This is a genomic window from Acetobacter sp. DmW_125128 (assembly GCF_008704325.1).
GTDB classification, from domain to species: Bacteria; Pseudomonadota; Alphaproteobacteria; order Acetobacterales; family Acetobacteraceae; genus Acetobacter; species Acetobacter oryzifermentans.
Window position 1 is genome coordinate 172,976 of sequence record NZ_VHOP01000018.1, and the last position, 15,515, is coordinate 188,490.

The following is a 15,515-nucleotide window of genomic DNA, read 5'->3' on the forward strand; positions in this document are numbered from 1 at the left end:
AGGACACAGTTTTCATGACGTCTGCATCTTCCGCCCGGTTGGCTGCGCTACGCACCCTTTTGCAAAACGAGGGGTTGGATGGCCTGATTGTGCCCCATAGCGATGAGTTTTTGGGGGAATACACACCAGCCTGTGCTGAACGTCTGGCATGGTTAACTGGTTTTACGGGCAGCGCAGGCATAGCCATTGTGCTGCCCCATACAGCCGCTGTGTTTTCTGATGGTCGTTACATTACCCAGATGGATCAACAGGTGGACGGTACGTGCTGGCAACGCCTGCATATCAGCCAGACACCTCCGGCCATGTGGCTGAAGGAGCAAGCCAAACCAGAAACCCGCGTAGGGTATGATCCGCGTGTGATGAGTGCCGCGGAACTACGCCCGTTTGTAGCCCAAAGCGGCGTCATACTGGTGCCAACATCTCGCAATCTGGTAGATGATATCTGGGCAGATCGCCCGGCTTTTCCCTCTGCCCCAGCCTGTATGCACCCGCTAGCCTTTGCTGGCCGCAGCTCTGCCGAAAAACGGCAGGAAATTGCTGCAATTCTTACCCAGAATGGTCAGGATGCTGCGGTTCTGAGCGATTCCGCCTCTATTGCGTGGCTACTGAATATTCGAGGCTCCGATATTCCCTGCACACCCGTAGCTTTGGCATTTGCGCTGGTGCATGCAAACAACTCAGTCGATCTATTTATAAAGCCAGAAAAAATCCCGACAAACATTAAGGAATGGCTCGGCTCTTCCGTGCGCGTGCATGCACCGCAAGAGATGGAGCAGATTCTGGCAACCCTGAAAAGCAAAACCGTTGGTGTAGATCCTGCCAGCAATGCCGTCTGGTTTGGCCAAACGCTCACCCGCCACGGCGCAACAGTGCAGGAAACACCAGACCCGTGCCTGCTGCCCAAGGCCCGCAAAAACAAAGTGGAACAGATGGGCATGCGCACAGCCCATCTGCGTGATGGTGTCGCACTTTGCCGTTTCCTGCATTGGCTGGATACAAAGGGCCGCAACTGCACAGAGCTTGAAGCCGCTACACGGCTTGATGCCTTTCGTGCTGAAGGAAAGGACTACCGGGAGGAATCCTTTCCTGCCATTTCCGGTTCTGGCCCCAATGGAGCCATTATTCATTACCGCGTCACGCCGGAAAGTGACCGAAAACTTCAGAATAACGAAGTTTATCTGATTGATAGCGGTGGCCAGTACCCCGAAGGCACAACCGATGTTACCCGCACTGTCTGGACAGGCCCTGATGCGCCACCGGCCAGCTTGAAAGACGTATTTACCCGCGTGATCAAAGGTAATTTACGTTTGGGCCGTGCGCGGTTTCCTGTTGGCACCAAAGGCCACGCGCTAGATGCACTGGCACGGTTTGACCTGTGGCAGGCTGGGTTGGATTATGACCACGGCACCGGCCACGGCGTTGGCAGCTTTCTTTCCGTGCATGAAGGGCCTGCACGTATTTCTAAAATGCCTTCTCCCATTACACTGGAAGAAGGCATGGTGATTTCCAACGAACCGGGCTTTTACAAACCCGGCGCCTACGGCATTCGTCTGGAAACACTGGTAATGATCTGCCGGAATGACATGCCGCATTCCGATCGAGCTTTTCTGGCATTTGAAACCCTTACATTGGCTCCTTTTGACAGACGGCTGATTGACCTCGCCCTGTTAGGCCCGGAAGATACCGCCGTGCTGGACGCGTACCATGCTCAAATCTTGGATCAGGTAGGCCCTCACCTGCCATCTGATGCACAGAAATGGCTGAAAACAGCATGCGCACCTCTCAAGAGGCCGTGAGAGACGGAGTCTTTCCTCTCTGGTCACGAAATTGAGAATCGCATGCACCGTAAAACGGGCGCAAAACAGGCTACGAAGTTGAAGGGAGCTTCTCAGAATGACGACAGACAGCAAGACCATTCCAGCCACTCTTATTGCAGGTGATGGCATCGGCCCTGAAATTGTTGAATCAGTTACCGAAATTCTGGATACCGTTGGGGCCCCATTTGTATGGGATCGCCAACTGGCCGGTATGGCGGGTGTGGACGCGGTAAATGATCCGCTGCCCAAGCAGACAATTGAAAGCATCCGGCGCACTGGCCTGGCCCTGAAAGGCCCGCTGACAACTCCAGTTGGTGGTGGGTTTAAATCCATCAACGTAACCCTGCGTCAGGAATTTGGCCTGTTTGCCAACCTGCGCCCAACCAAAACCATCATTCCCGGTGGTCGGTTTGATGATATCGACCTTGTTCTGTTCCGTGAAAACCTTGAAGGTTATTACGCAGCAATGGAACATTACATTCCGGTAGGGGATGACCCCAAGGGCATTGCGCTAAGCTCTGGCTTTAACTCCCGCGCAGAATGCCGCCGAATTGTAAAGTTTGCCTTTGAATATGCGGTCAAGAATAACCGCAAAACGGTAACCATTGTTCACAAGGCCAATATCCTCAAACTGCTGACAGGCCTGTTCCTTGAAGAAGGCCGCAAGGTTGCAGAAGAATACAAAGGCCGCGTTGAATTCAATGAACGGATTGTAGATGCCTGCGCCATGCAGCTTGTCATCAACCCGTGGCAGTTTGATGTGATTGTAACCTCCAACCTGTTTGGTGACATCCTTTCTGACCTTACGGCCGGTCTGGTTGGTGGTCTGGGTATGGCACCGGGTGCAAACATTGGTGAAAAAGCCGCTGTGTTTGAAGCCGTGCATGGTTCTGCACCAGATATCGCAGGCAAAGGCATTGCCAACCCACTGGCTCTGCTGCTGGCTGCTGTTATGATGCTGCGCCACGTGAACCGTGATGATCTGGCTGACCGTATTGATGCCGGTATCAAAAAGGTTATCACCAACGGTACAGTGCGCACGAAGGATCTGGGCGGCAATGCCACCACAAAGGATCTGACAGCAGCTCTGAAACAGGCAGTTGCCTGATACTCAGCATTACGGCTGTTCAAAAAACCGATTGCGATGGAAAGGGAGCCCTTGTGGCTCCCTTTTCTTTTAACCGCATCTCACATTAGGGTAAGGCATGACCCGTTCTTTTGGTGGCCCATGGCCTGCCCTCCCCCTTTCTGCTTCATTCCGCATTGATGTAGAACCATCACCTCCGGCTGTTCCGGCAGATATCGAGCAGGAAATTACGCATCTCTGGCAGCAAGCCTGTGCAACAACGCCAGCCTTATTTAATGGCTGCGTCTTTTCGGCCTCCTGCGTTACGCGTACCGTTATTAAAGGTTACTGGACAGAGTATCGTCGCGTATTTGCGCAAATGAAGAACCCTGCGCTTTTTCCATTTTTGCGGCTGCAACCATTAGCTGTGGTCGGGTTGGTGCTTACGCCAGATGGATATGTGTTAGGCCGCCGTAACCCATCATCTATCTATCAGGGAAATTTTTGGCAAAGCCCGCCTGCTGGTAGCATTGAAAAACGCACAGATGCCGAAAGTATCAATCTGGCCGAACAGATTTTAGCAGAAGCCACAGAAGAATTGGGGCTGGATGCCAAAAACCTACAGGTTGAACAGCCACTTATGGCAGTGCGGCACCCTCATACCCGCGTGTTGGATATTGGGCTTGTGTTAAAAACCCGGCTGAATTTTGAAAAAGTAGAAGAAAGTTGGAAGCAACATGCCAATAAAGAATACGACATGCTAGCCTGCGTACCTGCCAAAAACGTAGCAACATGGCTGGAGCAAAACGCTATTCTGCCAACCAGCCAGTATCTTCTGCAACATGAGCAAAAAAGCAAAACACTGCGCACCATATGATGCGCCAGCGTTAAATTGCTTATTTAATTTCCACACCAATCTGCTTGATATCATGAAAGTTGATATCGGGGTTCTGTTCTTCCGTACGGCGCATCATAAATGCTGACGTGGCCAGAAACACCGGATCATCATCCAGATCATCCGCCATGGCGGAGCGATGTGCAGCGGCAAAGGCCTCAATTTTTTCACGCGGGCCGGTAATCCAGCGGGCCAAAGAATACGGCGTGGAATCAAAACCAATGGCTACACCGTACTCTGCTTTCAGGCGAGATTGCAGCACATCAAGCTGCAAAGTACCCACAACGCCAACAATCGGCTGCGCGCCATCTTGCGGGCGGAACAACTGCACCACACCTTCTTCCGCCAACTGCACCAGCGCCTGTTTGAGCTTTTTGGCCTTCATGGCGTCATCCAGCCGCACGCGGCGCAGAATTTCCGGGGCAAAATGCGGCACACCGGTAAACTGGATATCTTCACCCTCTGTTAGCGTATCGCCAATGCGCAAGGTGCCGTGGTTGGGAATACCCACCACATCCCCAGCGAAGGCTTCTTCTGCCAGATGTCTATCCTGCGCAAAAAAGAACTGTGGCGTATGCACTGCAAAGCTTTTGCCTGTGCGCGTGTGTTTAAGGCGCATGCCACGGCTTAGCTTGCCAGAACAGATACGGGCAAAGGCAATACGGTCACGATGGTTGGGGTCCATATTCGCCTGAATTTTAAACACCAGCGCCGTCATGTTCGGCTCCGTGGCCTTTACCACACGGGTTTCTGCGGCCTGATCGCGCGGGGGCGGGCCAAAAGCCACTAGTGCATCCAGCAGATCGGTCACCCCAATTTCCTTGATCGCACTCCCGAAGAACACGGGGGTAAGGTGCCCGGCATCGAAGGATTCTTTATCAAACTCCGGCAGCGCGGCTTCTACCAGCTCCAGTTCCTCACGCATCTGCACAAGGCGGGCATCATCTTCTGGCAGATCAACCGTTGTGTGCAGTTTTTTGGTAAGAATATCGTAAGTGCCAACAAACGTGGCCGCGCGCCCCACCGGCCATGTGGCAGGAGATGTATCTAGCGCAAGGGATGATGCAATTTCATCCAGCAGAGCAAATGGATCTTGCGCCTCACGGTCCATCTTGTTGATGAAGGTAACAATCGGAATATCACGCAGGCGGCAAATCTCGAACAGCTTGCGTGTACGATCTTCAATGCCCTTAGCAGCATCAATCACCATTACGGCGGAATCTACGGCTGTTAAGGTACGGTAGGTATCTTCAGAAAAGTCTTCATGTCCGGGTGTATCCAGCAGGTTGAAGACACAGCCGCCGTAATCGAACGTCATGACCGAGCTGACAACGGAAATCCCACGGTCACGCTCAATGCCCATCCAGTCAGACCGTGTGCGGCGGCGTTCGCCCTTGGCGCGCACGTTGCCCGCCATCTGAATAGCCCCACCTGCCCGCAATATCCGTTCTGTCAGCGTGGTTTTACCAGCATCCGGATGCGAGATAATAGCAAAGGTCCGGCGGCGGGTAATGTCACTGCTAAGAGGGGCGGATGCGGTATCAGACATAAGGGCTCTGTTCCGAAACAAACATGAGTAAAAACGGCAAACGCCGGATGGAGAGAAATCCCTCCACCCGGCGCGGTATAAAACGAACCTAAACGCCGATTAACGGGAGTAGTATTCGACCACCAGATTCGGTTCCATCTGCACCGGATACGGCACATCGGAAAGCTGCGGGCCACGCAGGTACGTGCCCTTCATCTGGCGATGATCCACTTCCATGTATTCCGGCACATCGCGTTCGGCAGACTGCGCGGCATCCAGAACGATAGCCAGCTGCTTGGATTTTTCACGCACTTCGATAACGTCACCATCCTTCACGAGGTAGGAAGGAATGTTCATCTTTTTGCCGTTAACCAGAATGTGGCCATGGCTGATGAACTGACGGGATGCAAACGGCGTGATTGCAAACTTCATCCGGTACACAACGGCATCCAGACGGCGTTCCAGCAGGTTGATCAGGTTTTCAGACGTATCACCCTTGCGGCGCACGGCTTCCTGATAATAGCGGCGGAACTGCTTTTCTGTAATGTTACCGTAGTAACCCTTCAGCTTCTGCTTAGCCATCAGCTGAACGGAGAAGTCAGACGGCTTGCCCTTACGGCGCTGGCCATGCTGGCCCGGACCATATTCGCGACGGTTAACCGGAGATTTGGCGCGGCCCCACAGGTTTACACCAAGGCGACGGTTAATTTTATACTTGCTCTCAAGGCGCTTGCTCATAGTGCGCTCTTCTCTCTTAACAGGCGGAACATCGGGCAGATGTCCGTCGTTACACCGGTAGTCCCCGTCCACCACGGATCGGAGCGGGCGCAAACCGTATTACCAGCGGGGCGTGCTCCCCTTCTGGCCGATTTGTCCACATTCCCGGCAATGGAGGCAGGAATTACGAAACCCCGGGCGCAGTGTCAACTTTTTCCGTTGCGCTTTCTTCCATTCTGCAGTGCATAGTCGTGCAATCGACCCATAAAATTGAAAAGAAAGGATTACTCAGCATGCCATTTGCTAAAAAATGGGGGCTATTTGTGGCGTTGGGTCTCGCCCTTATTATATTGGGCTTTATTGCCTGTATTGATGCGGTTTCCGTAACCCTTGCCAGCACCATATTTATTGGCGCACTGCTAATTGCTGCTGGCATTATGCAGATAGTACATGCCTTTGCTGTACGCGATTGGGGCGGTTTTATTTTTTCCCTGCTATGCGGGCTGCTCTACGCCGCTGGTGGTTACCTTCTTATAGAAGAACCAGCCACAGGTTCTGTTGCCATTACCATTTTTGTATCTGCCTGCTTTGTGGTTGTAGGCGTGCTGCGCTGCGTTCTGGCCCTGCAAGCACGCGGTATGCCGGGCTGGGTGATTATTCTGGGTAGCGGGCTTATCAGCCTGCTTGTTGGCCTCTGCCTGTACTTTACCTTGCCGTGGTCTGGCCTGTGGTTGATTGGTACATTTGTGGGTGCAGAACTGATTGTAAGCGGCATAAGCTGGCTACAAATTGGCCTTGCCCTGCGCCAGAGCAATTCTGTGCCGCCACCCATTACCCGCCTATAAAATTTACGGCGTATATATACAAAAACGGCGCGGGCCTGTTGGCTCCGCGCCGTTTTTTATGCCCACATCATTAAGGCCGCTTATTCTTTTGGTGTGGATGAAGGCGGCAACTGGCTTTTGGGAGCCAACAGCATAAGCGCATCCTTGCCAGCATCATCCTCCACCTTACGGTTTGAGCCAGGCAAAAGAGCAATAGGCCGCTCGCCTGCTTCACGCTTGCGCAGGATGTTTTGAATGTTTTCCAGCACCACGGGGTAATCTTCAATCAAGCGCTGGAAGCGGCTGGCCGTAATCACCATGAAATGCCCAAACTGCACGGCACGGATGGTGCCGGGGCAACGCCAGCCATGCAAAGCCTCCTGCGCGCCTATCAGATCACCTGCGCCATACAGCACATCGGCCCCCGCAACGTGGCTTTCTGCCAAACCGGCGCTAATAAAATAGATGGCGCCCATCTTGCGCCCTTTCCGGCAGATTACCTCCTGCGGGGCCACAAAACGCAAGGATGTGGTCGTGGCCAGATCATGCAGTTCTGCCCCCGGCAACCCCTTAAAGATGGCTGCATGTTTTAGCCTGTCTTCTATGCCACTGCGCAGATCAAAGCTCATCCGCTTGATCAGACGATGCCTGCGGCGTTCCAGCTCTTTCAGCAGTTCACGGCTAAGTTCATCACTGATAAGGGATTCTGAAAGCAGGGTTGTGTATTCTTCACTTTCCAGGCGCAGGGCAATCTGGCGGAAAATCCGGTTTTCCAGCGCCTCGGCATAGCCATGATAATGCAAGCGCAAGGTTTCCAGCGCCTCATCCAGCAACTTGCGCTGGCGAGAGAGCACCTCGGCCACAATTTCCCCAATACGGCTGCCCAATGTGGGTTCCAGCCGCTCGTGCATGAAACGTGTGAGAGAGATGGAAATGAAATGCGCCACCATCAGCATTTCAAACCGTTCCGCCATACACAGCATCAGCGGCCGATCCAGATGCAAATGATTATGCACCCATTGCGCCGCCTTGAAGCGCAAAGATGGGCTCAGCCGTTTACGCAGCGCGCGCACATACCCCAAACGCCCTTCCAGCCGTGCACCATCAATTGCTGCTTCGGAAGACCGTAGCAATGTTTCCATCACCCGGCGAGAAAGCCCTTGCATACGGAACAGATCCAGCAGCATGGAGCGTTCCTGACTGGCAATGGTAATCAGCGCCAGATTAACGCGCTGGATATCAGACAGTGCGCGGTCAAACTCATTAGCTGCCTGTTCTTCCTCTGCCCGGCGTTCTAGATGATCAACAACCGAGCGCGTGGCATCTGCGCTGAAACCAAGTTCATCCCCCAATTCCTTGGCGCGGTTGCACACATTGCCCAGCCCGATACTCAGCACCTGATGGCGCATGGCTTCATCAATAGGGGACAAACGATCCAACTTGAGAAACAGCACGAGGGAACGCAGCGTAGTTCCGTTAACAAGCAGCGTAATCAACACGAACCCGGTGGCAATAATACCGATAAAATGCGCAACCGGCGTAGAAACGTGTTCGTTTTCCGTAACGGCCAACGCCAGCGCCAATGTAATGGCCCCACGCAAGCCCCCCCACACCATTGTCACCTTAAATGGTGTGGGCACGGGTGGGGAAAGGCGTGTCCATGCCAATAGCGGCAACATGCCAAACACCACAGCCGCACGTGCTGCCAACCCCGCCACACTGGCAATAAGGATAAGCACCCAATCCCACCGGGTCATGCCCACCAGCAGGCGCGGTACCAGCATGGAGGCCAGCACAAACACCAAGGACCCCGCCCAAAAGACCAATTGCTGCCAAAGCTGGTTGAGAAACAACCACGTTTGCGGCCGAATGGTGGATGGCCCGTACACAGACAGCGTAAGCCCTGCGGCCGCTGTGGCCACCACGCCGGAAACCCCCAGAATTTCGTCTGAGAGGATGTACACCACGTAAGGCAGCGCCACTGTTAGCGTAATTTCCGCTGCCGAACTGGCAATAGCGGACATCATGACCAATGTGAGCCGCCCGACAACCACCCCAACAATAAGCGCCCCCACAAAGGAGACCACGAAGGAGATCAACGCATCACCCAGATGGATGGCTTTATGCAGCGTGACGGAAGGCAGCAGAATGGAAAAGATGGAAATAGCCGCCGCATCATTCAGCAGCGCCTCGCCCTCCACCAGCCGTGTTAGGCGTGTTGCGGCCCCAATATCTCGGAAAATCCCGGCCACAGCGGAAGGGTCAGTCGTGGCCACAATAGATCCAAGCAGCAGGCAGACCACCAGCGGCATCTGGGCAAAGGGATACAACGCAAAGCCAATAGTGGCCGTGGCAATAACAACCGCCACCACAGCCAGAAGCAAAACAGTACCTGTTTCATGCGCAAGACGCCGCACATCAATGGCCAACGCGCCCTGAAACACCAGCGCGGGCAGAAAGATGAGCAGAAATTCTTCACTGTTCAGCGGGAAATCAAGCAGCGCCTCTGCAATGCCATTGAAGGCCGAAGTGTGGGAACTGCGCAGAGCCACATCTGCCAAAGACCCGATGATAATACCCACAATAGCCAGCAGAACCGTTTCAGACAGTTCCAGCTTGCGCGCAATGGGCTGCACGGTGCTCACCACCACCAAAAGCAGCGCAATAACAAGCAGTACCGCTGCCAGACCCGTTACCGCCATGCCACGCTATTCCCTATATCCAACACCAACATCCATACTGCCTGAGCCGTTATCATCATGATAAGGCAAGGAAATGGCAGCTTCCGCATTATATACGCGTTATCCCTAACATGGCATGCACTGCCCTAGCCATATTACCCAAGGCATTGGCCTCATTATTCACGCATTTTCTTGCCATTATGTGAACGTATCGGGCTTGCACGCCACATATCAGCGCCGACCTGCTTTGTTCTTGGCGAACAGGCCCAAACAACGCTATGTTAGAGGTATGATGAAACAGTTTTCTTCATTGCGGCGTACTTACAAGGTCGCCCTTATGTTGCTGGCCGGATTTGGGCTTGCTGCCTGCGCGCATGATCCGCACCGGCACTATTATCACCCCGGCTCAAACCATGGGCGTGCTGCGCCTGGCTGGTACCGCCCCCCTCTTACACCGCAGCAGGGTACCAACCCTTATAAGCACTCCACCACCAACTATGGTGGCGGCTCAATGCGCTATGACCAGTAAATTTGTACGAATCTGCATTATTATCGCCACAATAGTTGTGGGCATAATGATGGTGTCGTCCCTTTACAAAAACCTTAGCACGTTGATGACATCTCCTTCCCCTGAAGCGGCTATGGAGCAGAATTCTGGCCAGTAAGTCTGGCAAGCTGTTTCGCTGTGCCTGTTTTTGTCTGCTGCTTACGGCCAGCACAACAAAAGCAGGTGTGGCCGCGCCTATTTTAGATGCCCCTGCCGCATCCACCTCACATATGGGGGGCACTTTACGCTTGGTTGCGGCCTCTTCTGGCGGCACACTAGATCCCCAGATCAATTACTCCGGCAAATACATTAATCTGTTTGCCAATGTGTATGATGGGTTAACCACCTTCCGCAAAGCAGATGGTCTGGCTGGGGCAGACGTAGTGCCAGATTTGGCTGAAGACCTTCCACTCCCCGAAGATGGCGGCCTGACCTACACTTTCCGCCTGCGTGAAGGCATTATTTTTTCCACCGGGCAGCCTGTCACCACGGCTGATGTTGTGGCATCCTTCCGACGGATTTTTCGTGTTGGCAGCCCAACGGCAGGGTCTTTTTACGGGGCTATCAAAGGGGCCGATGCCTGCCTACGCAGCCCAACAGATTGCAAGCTTGAAGGGGTTGTAGAAAACCCTGCCACGCGCAGCATTACATTTCATCTCACCACGCCTGATACAGAATTCCTGCATAAACTGGCATTTACGCACGCCGTGATTTTACCGGCCAATACGCCAGACCATGATACCGGCAATGTGCCTCTGCCAAGCACCGGCCCCTATCAGCTTACAGTGTATGACCCAAACCGGTTTTTAAAACTGGCACGCAATCCATATTTTAAGGAATGGAGTGCACAGGCACAGCCTCTCGGCTATCCTGATGACATAGAATACACCTTTGGCATACCGGATGAAGCTGCCGTAACCGCTGTAGAAAACGGGCAGTATGACTGGATGGCAGACCCCATCCCCCTAGACCGACTTGGGGAATTAGGCAGTCGCTTTGCTAGCCAGACACATGTTTTGCGCCACCCGGCCATGTATTTCCTACCCATGAACATGCGGGAGGCGCCTTTTTCTTCCCTCAAGGCGCGGCAAGCCGTTAATTACGCACTCAACCGCAAGGCCATGACCATTCTTTATGGCGGCCCCGGTATTGCGCGGCCACTCTGCGGGATGTTGCCTTCTACTTTGCCAGCACCCTCTACGCAGTGTTTTTATACTAAAGATGCCTCTCCCGAATCCCCTGCCCCTATGTGGCGTGGCGTGGATATGGAAAAAGCCCGCAATCTGGTGCGTGAAAGCGGAACATATGGCCAGAAAGTCACCGTAATTGCTGCCAATACCAGTGTTGATCTGGCTATGGGCGCATGGGTGCGGGATATGTTGCAAAACCTTGGCTACCGCGCCAACCTACGCCCACTTAGCAGTGCGCTGGCTTTTTCCTACATGCAGAACTCAGATAACCATGTGCAGATTGGCGTGGCCTCTTGGTCTGCCGATTATCCATCGGCTTCCAATTTTTTGGATGCTTTATTGGGGTGTGAAAATATTCATCCCGATTCAGACAGCTCCATCAATATTCCCGGCTTTTGCAATCACGATGTGCAAAGACTGATGGATAAAGCCAAAACGGATATTAGCCTCACAGCCCAAGCACAAAACGCCTTGTGGCAAGAGGCCGACAAACTGGTTATGGAACAAGCCCCCGTAGCTCCAGCCATTGAAAAAGATGCCGTGATTTTAACATCCCCACGCCTGAAAAACCTGTTGTTTACACCCGTAAACCAGCTTTTGTTCTCTCAGGCATGGGTGCAGTAACTTATCCCGGCTCATACGTTATCCACAGAATCTGTGGATGAAACGTGGGACAACCGCAGGATGAACGCGGGAAGAACCGAATAACCCTGTTATCCGCCTATTTCAGCCGCTCCAGAACGGCATCTCGCACAGTTGCAGGCAATGGCACATAGTCCAGTTCCCGGCTGGCGGCCTCTCCATCCTTCACGCCCCAACGGAAGAACGTTCTTACAGCGTTTCCGTGGTTTGCCTCATTTGCTTCACGCGGCACCAATGCATAGGTGGTGGTTACAATCGGCCAGCTTCCGGCTCCGTCTGCATCACAAAGCGAAGCTGTCATGTCTGCTTGATCCCACGTGGCGTTTTCTGCCGCCCGCGTAAAACTGTTAACAGAGGGCACCACAAATTCCCCTGCCCGGTTTTGCAGAACAACGGTGGAAAGGTGGTTGCGTTCCGCATAAGCGTATTCCGCATACCCCACACTGCCTTCTGTATTTTTTACGTAAGAGGCAATACCATCATTCCCGCGCGCACCTGCACCAACAGGCCATGCAACAGACGTGCCGCGCCCCACCTGCTTCTCCCACGAGGGGGAAACCCGGCCGAGATATTCTGTAAACACATAGGTTGTGCCAGATCCGTCTGCGCGGTGTAGCGGAGCCACGGGCAGATCCGGCAACGTGACACCGGGGTTGAGCGCAACAATCTGCGGATCATTCCATTGCGTGATGGAACCATCATAAATAGCTGCCAGAACGGGGCCAGTAAGACGCAACGCACCTTCTGGCACGCCTGGTACATTGGCAATAACAACAATGCCACCAATAGCGGTAGGAAACTGGAGCAAATGCCCAGCCTCCAGCCGCGCATGAGACATTGGGGCATCGGATGCACCAAAATCCACTGTGCCAGCCAAAACCTGATTCTGCCCAGCGCCAGAACCAATGGTCTGATAATTAAGCTGCACACCTGTTTGCGCCGCAGAATGAGCAGACCATGACTGATACAAGGGCGCGGCAAAGCTGGAACCGGCCCCTGTAATTTGTTCGGCCCGCGCCTGTGGCAAAACGCCACCCGCCAAGCCACACAACAAGGCAGACAGGAAAACAGTTTTCTTCCAACTCATGTTTTCAGCCCTGCCTGCCATGATGCGCTTTTCCTTCATACAACCCAGCTCCTTCTGCTTAACGCAGGGTTGCACCCGTTGCCTTGGTAACAGCGGCAACAATTTTTTCAGATACAGCTTCCAGTTCCGCATCTGTCAGGCTTTTATCCATTGGCTGAAGCGTAACTTCCACACCAATAGAGCGATGCCCTTCTGGCACGTGCGGGCCTTCATACACATCAAACAGGCTTACATCTGCAACAAGCTGGCGCTCTGCCCCACGCACGGCACGCAGCAGCTTTTCACCCGGCACATCGCGCGCCACAACAAATGCAAAATCACGCCGCACTGGCTGGAACGCAGAAAGACGCGGTGCGACTTTCTTTTTGCGTTTGGGGTCTGGCACCATATCTGGCAGCAATTCAAACCCTACAACCGGCACATCAATACCCTCGGCCTGAAGCAGAGATGGATGCAATTCACCAAAATAGGCCAGCACGTTTTTTGGCCCCTGCCGCAGCACGCCAGAACGACCGGGATGATACCAGCCCGGCGCATCTGTGGTGGTGCTCATGGCATCTGGGTTTACACCAAGCTGCTGGAGCAGTTCCAGCGCATCTGCCTTAACCGCCCACAGAGAAACAGGCTGCCCCGCCCGCCCCGGATAACGCGATGTATGGCCAGAGCGTACACCGGCTACCACAGGTTGCTGGCCATTTTCTGCAAAGGCTGGGCCAACTTCAAACAGCCCCAGATCACCCCAGCCACGTGCGCTGTTATGCTTAACCGCAGCCAACAGATTGATCATGGGTGTGGGACGCATCTGGTCTAGATCAGACGCAATGGGGTTGAGCAAACGCAGGGATTCCGGCGCGCCACCAAACCGTTCAGCCTCCTCGTGCGAGACGAAGGAGAAACCGACTGTTTCTGTAAGCCCGCGAGCAGCCAAAAAGCGCCGCGCAAGTGCCAGACGCGCCTGACGAGGCGTAAGTGCAGCTTCTGGCACAACCACCACAGATGGCAGCGGCACCGCAGGCACGGCATCCAGCCCTTTAAGGCGCAGCACTTCTTCAACCAGATCGCTTTCTGATTCTATAGCGGCAACACCTTCCGCAGCCTTGGCGGCAACATCAGCCGGAATACCCTCGCCCTGTGCCAGAACAGGCTTTTGGGCAATATCATTCCGCCATGATGGCACGCTTACACGCACCTGCGTATTGTTACGATCCTGCACCTCAAAACCCAGTTTTTCCAGCAGGTCCACGCTTTCATCAGCAGGCACATCCAGCCCACCCAGATCGCGCACGCGGGCAAAACGCAACGTGGCATCACGCTGCCAAGCAGGCTGCGCCCCAGCAGAAACAACTTCGCTGGCCTCACCACCACAGAGTTCAATAATCAGGCGTGTTGCCGCTTCCAACGCCGAAACTGGCAGGGCTGGATCTACCCCACGCTCAAACCGATAGCTGGAATCCGAGGAAACCCCCACACGGCGGGCGCTCAGAGCAATTTTCACGGCATCAAACAGGGCACATTCCACAAATACATCTGTGGTTTCTGCTGTTGCACCTGTGGCTTCACCGCCCATAATTCCGGCCAAAGACTGTACGCCAGCCTGATCTGCAATCACGCAGTCTTCTGGGCCAACTGTATAATCCTGCCCATCCAGCGCCCGGAACTGTTCCCCTTCACCCCGGCAGATTGTCAGCTTGCCACCGGCAATTTTGGCAGCATCAAACACGTGCAGCGGGCGGCCGAGATCGAAACAGAAATAGTTGGTGATATCCACCAGCGCGGAAATCGGGCGCAGGCCAATGCTTTCCAACTTGCGCTGAAGCCATTCCGGGCTAGGGCCATTTTTCACACCACGAATAGTGCGGCCCAACACCCACGGGCAGGCTTCTGGGTAGGAGATATCCCACACCACGGGGGATTCAAATGTGCCTTCCACCGTTTCTGCCAGCCACGGGCGCAACGTGCCAAGCCCTGCAGCAGCCAGATCCCGCGCAATGCCGCGTACGCCCAGCGCATCACCCCGGTTGGGAGTAATGGCAATGTCGATCACCACATCATCAAGGCCAGCAAAATCAGCATAGGACTGGCCGGGCAGCGTATCTTCCGGCAGTTCTGCAATGCCGTTGCTTTCTTCACCAAGGCCCAGTTCACGCAGGGAGCACAGCATACCGCCGCTGGCTTCACCACGAATCTTGCCAGCCTTGATGGTAATATCCAACCCCGGCACATAGGTACCCGGTTTGGCAAAAATAACAGCTAGCCCTTTGCGTGCATTGGGGGCACCACATACCACCTGCACATCCTGAAAACCGGAGCCCGCATCTACCCGGCACATCTGAAGGCGGTCTGCATTAGGGTGCGGTTGGGCATCCAAAATACGGGCGGTTAAAAATGGCTCAATCGCCGCGCCACGGTTTTCAACGCTTTCAACCTCAAGCCCGATCTGGTTCAGCTTTGCGCAGATTTCTTCCAGCGTGGCCTGCGTATCCAGATGGTCATACAACCAAGATAGCGTGAACTTCATTCC

The 15,515-nt window shown here is 54.1% G+C and carries 11 protein-coding genes; 6 read left to right on the forward strand and 5 right to left on the reverse strand.

What is annotated here, in order from left to right; all coding sequences use genetic code 11:
* Positions 1-14 precede the first annotated feature (14 nt).
* The 3 genes from FKW19_RS07525 to FKW19_RS07535 all read left to right on the forward strand — a co-directional run bounded on the left by FKW19_RS07525 (position 15) and on the right by FKW19_RS07535 (position 3,760).
* Positions 15-1,796, forward strand: coding sequence for an aminopeptidase P family protein (locus tag FKW19_RS07525; RefSeq protein ID WP_089178880.1), 1,782 nt, complete (start codon positions 15-17; stop codon positions 1,794-1,796).
* Between the two features lie 97 nt (positions 1,797-1,893).
* Positions 1,894-2,925, forward strand: coding sequence for an isocitrate/isopropylmalate dehydrogenase family protein (locus FKW19_RS07530; protein ID WP_006115123.1), 1,032 nt, complete (start codon positions 1,894-1,896; stop codon positions 2,923-2,925).
* A gap of 97 nt (positions 2,926-3,022) precedes the next feature.
* Positions 3,023-3,760 carry a phosphohydrolase gene (locus FKW19_RS07535; protein WP_089178879.1) on the forward strand — a complete coding sequence of 246 codons (738 nt, stop codon included), beginning with the start codon at positions 3,023-3,025 and terminating at the stop codon, positions 3,758-3,760.
* A gap of 19 nt (positions 3,761-3,779) precedes the next feature.
* Here FKW19_RS07535 and FKW19_RS07540 read toward each other — a convergent pair whose 3' ends face one another.
* Together FKW19_RS07540 and rpsD are read right to left on the reverse strand one after the other, a co-directional pair.
* Positions 3,780-5,327 (reverse strand): peptide chain release factor 3, encoded by a 1,548-nt coding sequence (locus FKW19_RS07540; RefSeq protein ID WP_035351513.1) that lies wholly within the window; start codon positions 5,325-5,327, stop codon positions 3,780-3,782.
* 99 nt (positions 5,328-5,426) lie between these two features.
* Positions 5,427-6,044 carry a 30S ribosomal protein S4 gene (gene rpsD / locus FKW19_RS07545; RefSeq protein WP_035351514.1) on the reverse strand — a complete coding sequence of 206 codons (618 nt, stop codon included), beginning with the start codon at positions 6,042-6,044 and terminating at the stop codon, positions 5,427-5,429.
* 272 nt (positions 6,045-6,316) lie between these two features.
* Here rpsD and FKW19_RS07550 point away from each other — a divergent pair, with 272 nt between their 5' ends.
* A complete protein-coding gene (locus tag FKW19_RS07550; protein ID WP_193561067.1) occupies positions 6,317-6,868 on the forward strand; it encodes an HdeD family acid-resistance protein in 552 nt (183 codons plus the stop codon).
* Positions 6,869-6,948: 80 nt separating this feature from the next.
* Here FKW19_RS07550 and FKW19_RS07555 read toward each other — a convergent pair whose 3' ends face one another.
* Positions 6,949-9,549: a cation:proton antiporter gene (locus tag FKW19_RS07555; protein ID WP_006115118.1), complete on the reverse strand. Its 2,601-nt coding sequence runs from the start codon at positions 9,547-9,549 to the stop codon at positions 6,949-6,951.
* Positions 9,550-9,817: 268 nt separating this feature from the next.
* Between FKW19_RS07555 and FKW19_RS15695 the strand changes: the two genes are divergently transcribed.
* Together FKW19_RS15695 and FKW19_RS07570 are read left to right on the forward strand one after the other, a co-directional pair.
* Positions 9,818-10,057, forward strand: coding sequence for a hypothetical protein (locus FKW19_RS15695; protein ID WP_231621180.1), 240 nt, complete (start codon positions 9,818-9,820; stop codon positions 10,055-10,057).
* Positions 10,058-10,179: 122 nt separating this feature from the next.
* Positions 10,180-11,889, forward strand: coding sequence for an ABC transporter substrate-binding protein (locus FKW19_RS07570; RefSeq protein ID WP_089178876.1), 1,710 nt, complete (start codon positions 10,180-10,182; stop codon positions 11,887-11,889).
* Positions 11,890-11,986: 97 nt separating this feature from the next.
* Here FKW19_RS07570 and pstS read toward each other — a convergent pair whose 3' ends face one another.
* Positions 11,987-13,033: a phosphate ABC transporter substrate-binding protein PstS gene (pstS, locus tag FKW19_RS07575; protein WP_089178875.1), complete on the reverse strand. Its 1,047-nt coding sequence runs from the start codon at positions 13,031-13,033 to the stop codon at positions 11,987-11,989.
* Between the two features lie 19 nt (positions 13,034-13,052).
* Positions 13,053-15,512, reverse strand: a complete 2,460-nt coding sequence (gene pheT / locus FKW19_RS07580) for a phenylalanine--tRNA ligase subunit beta (RefSeq protein ID WP_089178874.1) — start codon at positions 15,510-15,512, stop codon at positions 13,053-13,055.
* Between the last annotated feature and the right edge of the window lie 3 nt (positions 15,513-15,515).

What these genes read in the sequence shown, in the direction of transcription:
- pheT (WP_089178874.1), bottom strand. Translation starts at nt 15,512, where the DNA reads ATGAAGTTCACGCTATCTTGGTTGTATGACCATCTGGATACGCAGGCC.
- FKW19_RS07540 (WP_035351513.1), bottom strand. Translation starts at nt 5,327, where the DNA reads ATGTCTGATACCGCATCCGCCCCTCTTAGCAGTGACATTACCCGCCGC.
- rpsD (WP_035351514.1), bottom strand. Translation starts at nt 6,044, where the DNA reads ATGAGCAAGCGCCTTGAGAGCAAGTATAAAATTAACCGTCGCCTTGGT.
- FKW19_RS07535 (WP_089178879.1), top strand. Translation starts at nt 3,023, where the DNA reads ATGACCCGTTCTTTTGGTGGCCCATGGCCTGCCCTCCCCCTTTCTGCT.
- FKW19_RS07550 (WP_193561067.1), top strand. Translation starts at nt 6,317, where the DNA reads ATGCCATTTGCTAAAAAATGGGGGCTATTTGTGGCGTTGGGTCTCGCC.
- FKW19_RS07530 (WP_006115123.1), top strand. Translation starts at nt 1,894, where the DNA reads ATGACGACAGACAGCAAGACCATTCCAGCCACTCTTATTGCAGGTGAT.
- FKW19_RS07525 (WP_089178880.1), top strand. Translation starts at nt 15, where the DNA reads ATGACGTCTGCATCTTCCGCCCGGTTGGCTGCGCTACGCACCCTTTTG.
- FKW19_RS07555 (WP_006115118.1), bottom strand. Translation starts at nt 9,549, where the DNA reads ATGGCGGTAACGGGTCTGGCAGCGGTACTGCTTGTTATTGCGCTGCTT.
- pstS (WP_089178875.1), bottom strand. Translation starts at nt 13,033, where the DNA reads ATGAAGGAAAAGCGCATCATGGCAGGCAGGGCTGAAAACATGAGTTGG.
- FKW19_RS15695 (WP_231621180.1), top strand. Translation starts at nt 9,818, where the DNA reads ATGATGAAACAGTTTTCTTCATTGCGGCGTACTTACAAGGTCGCCCTT.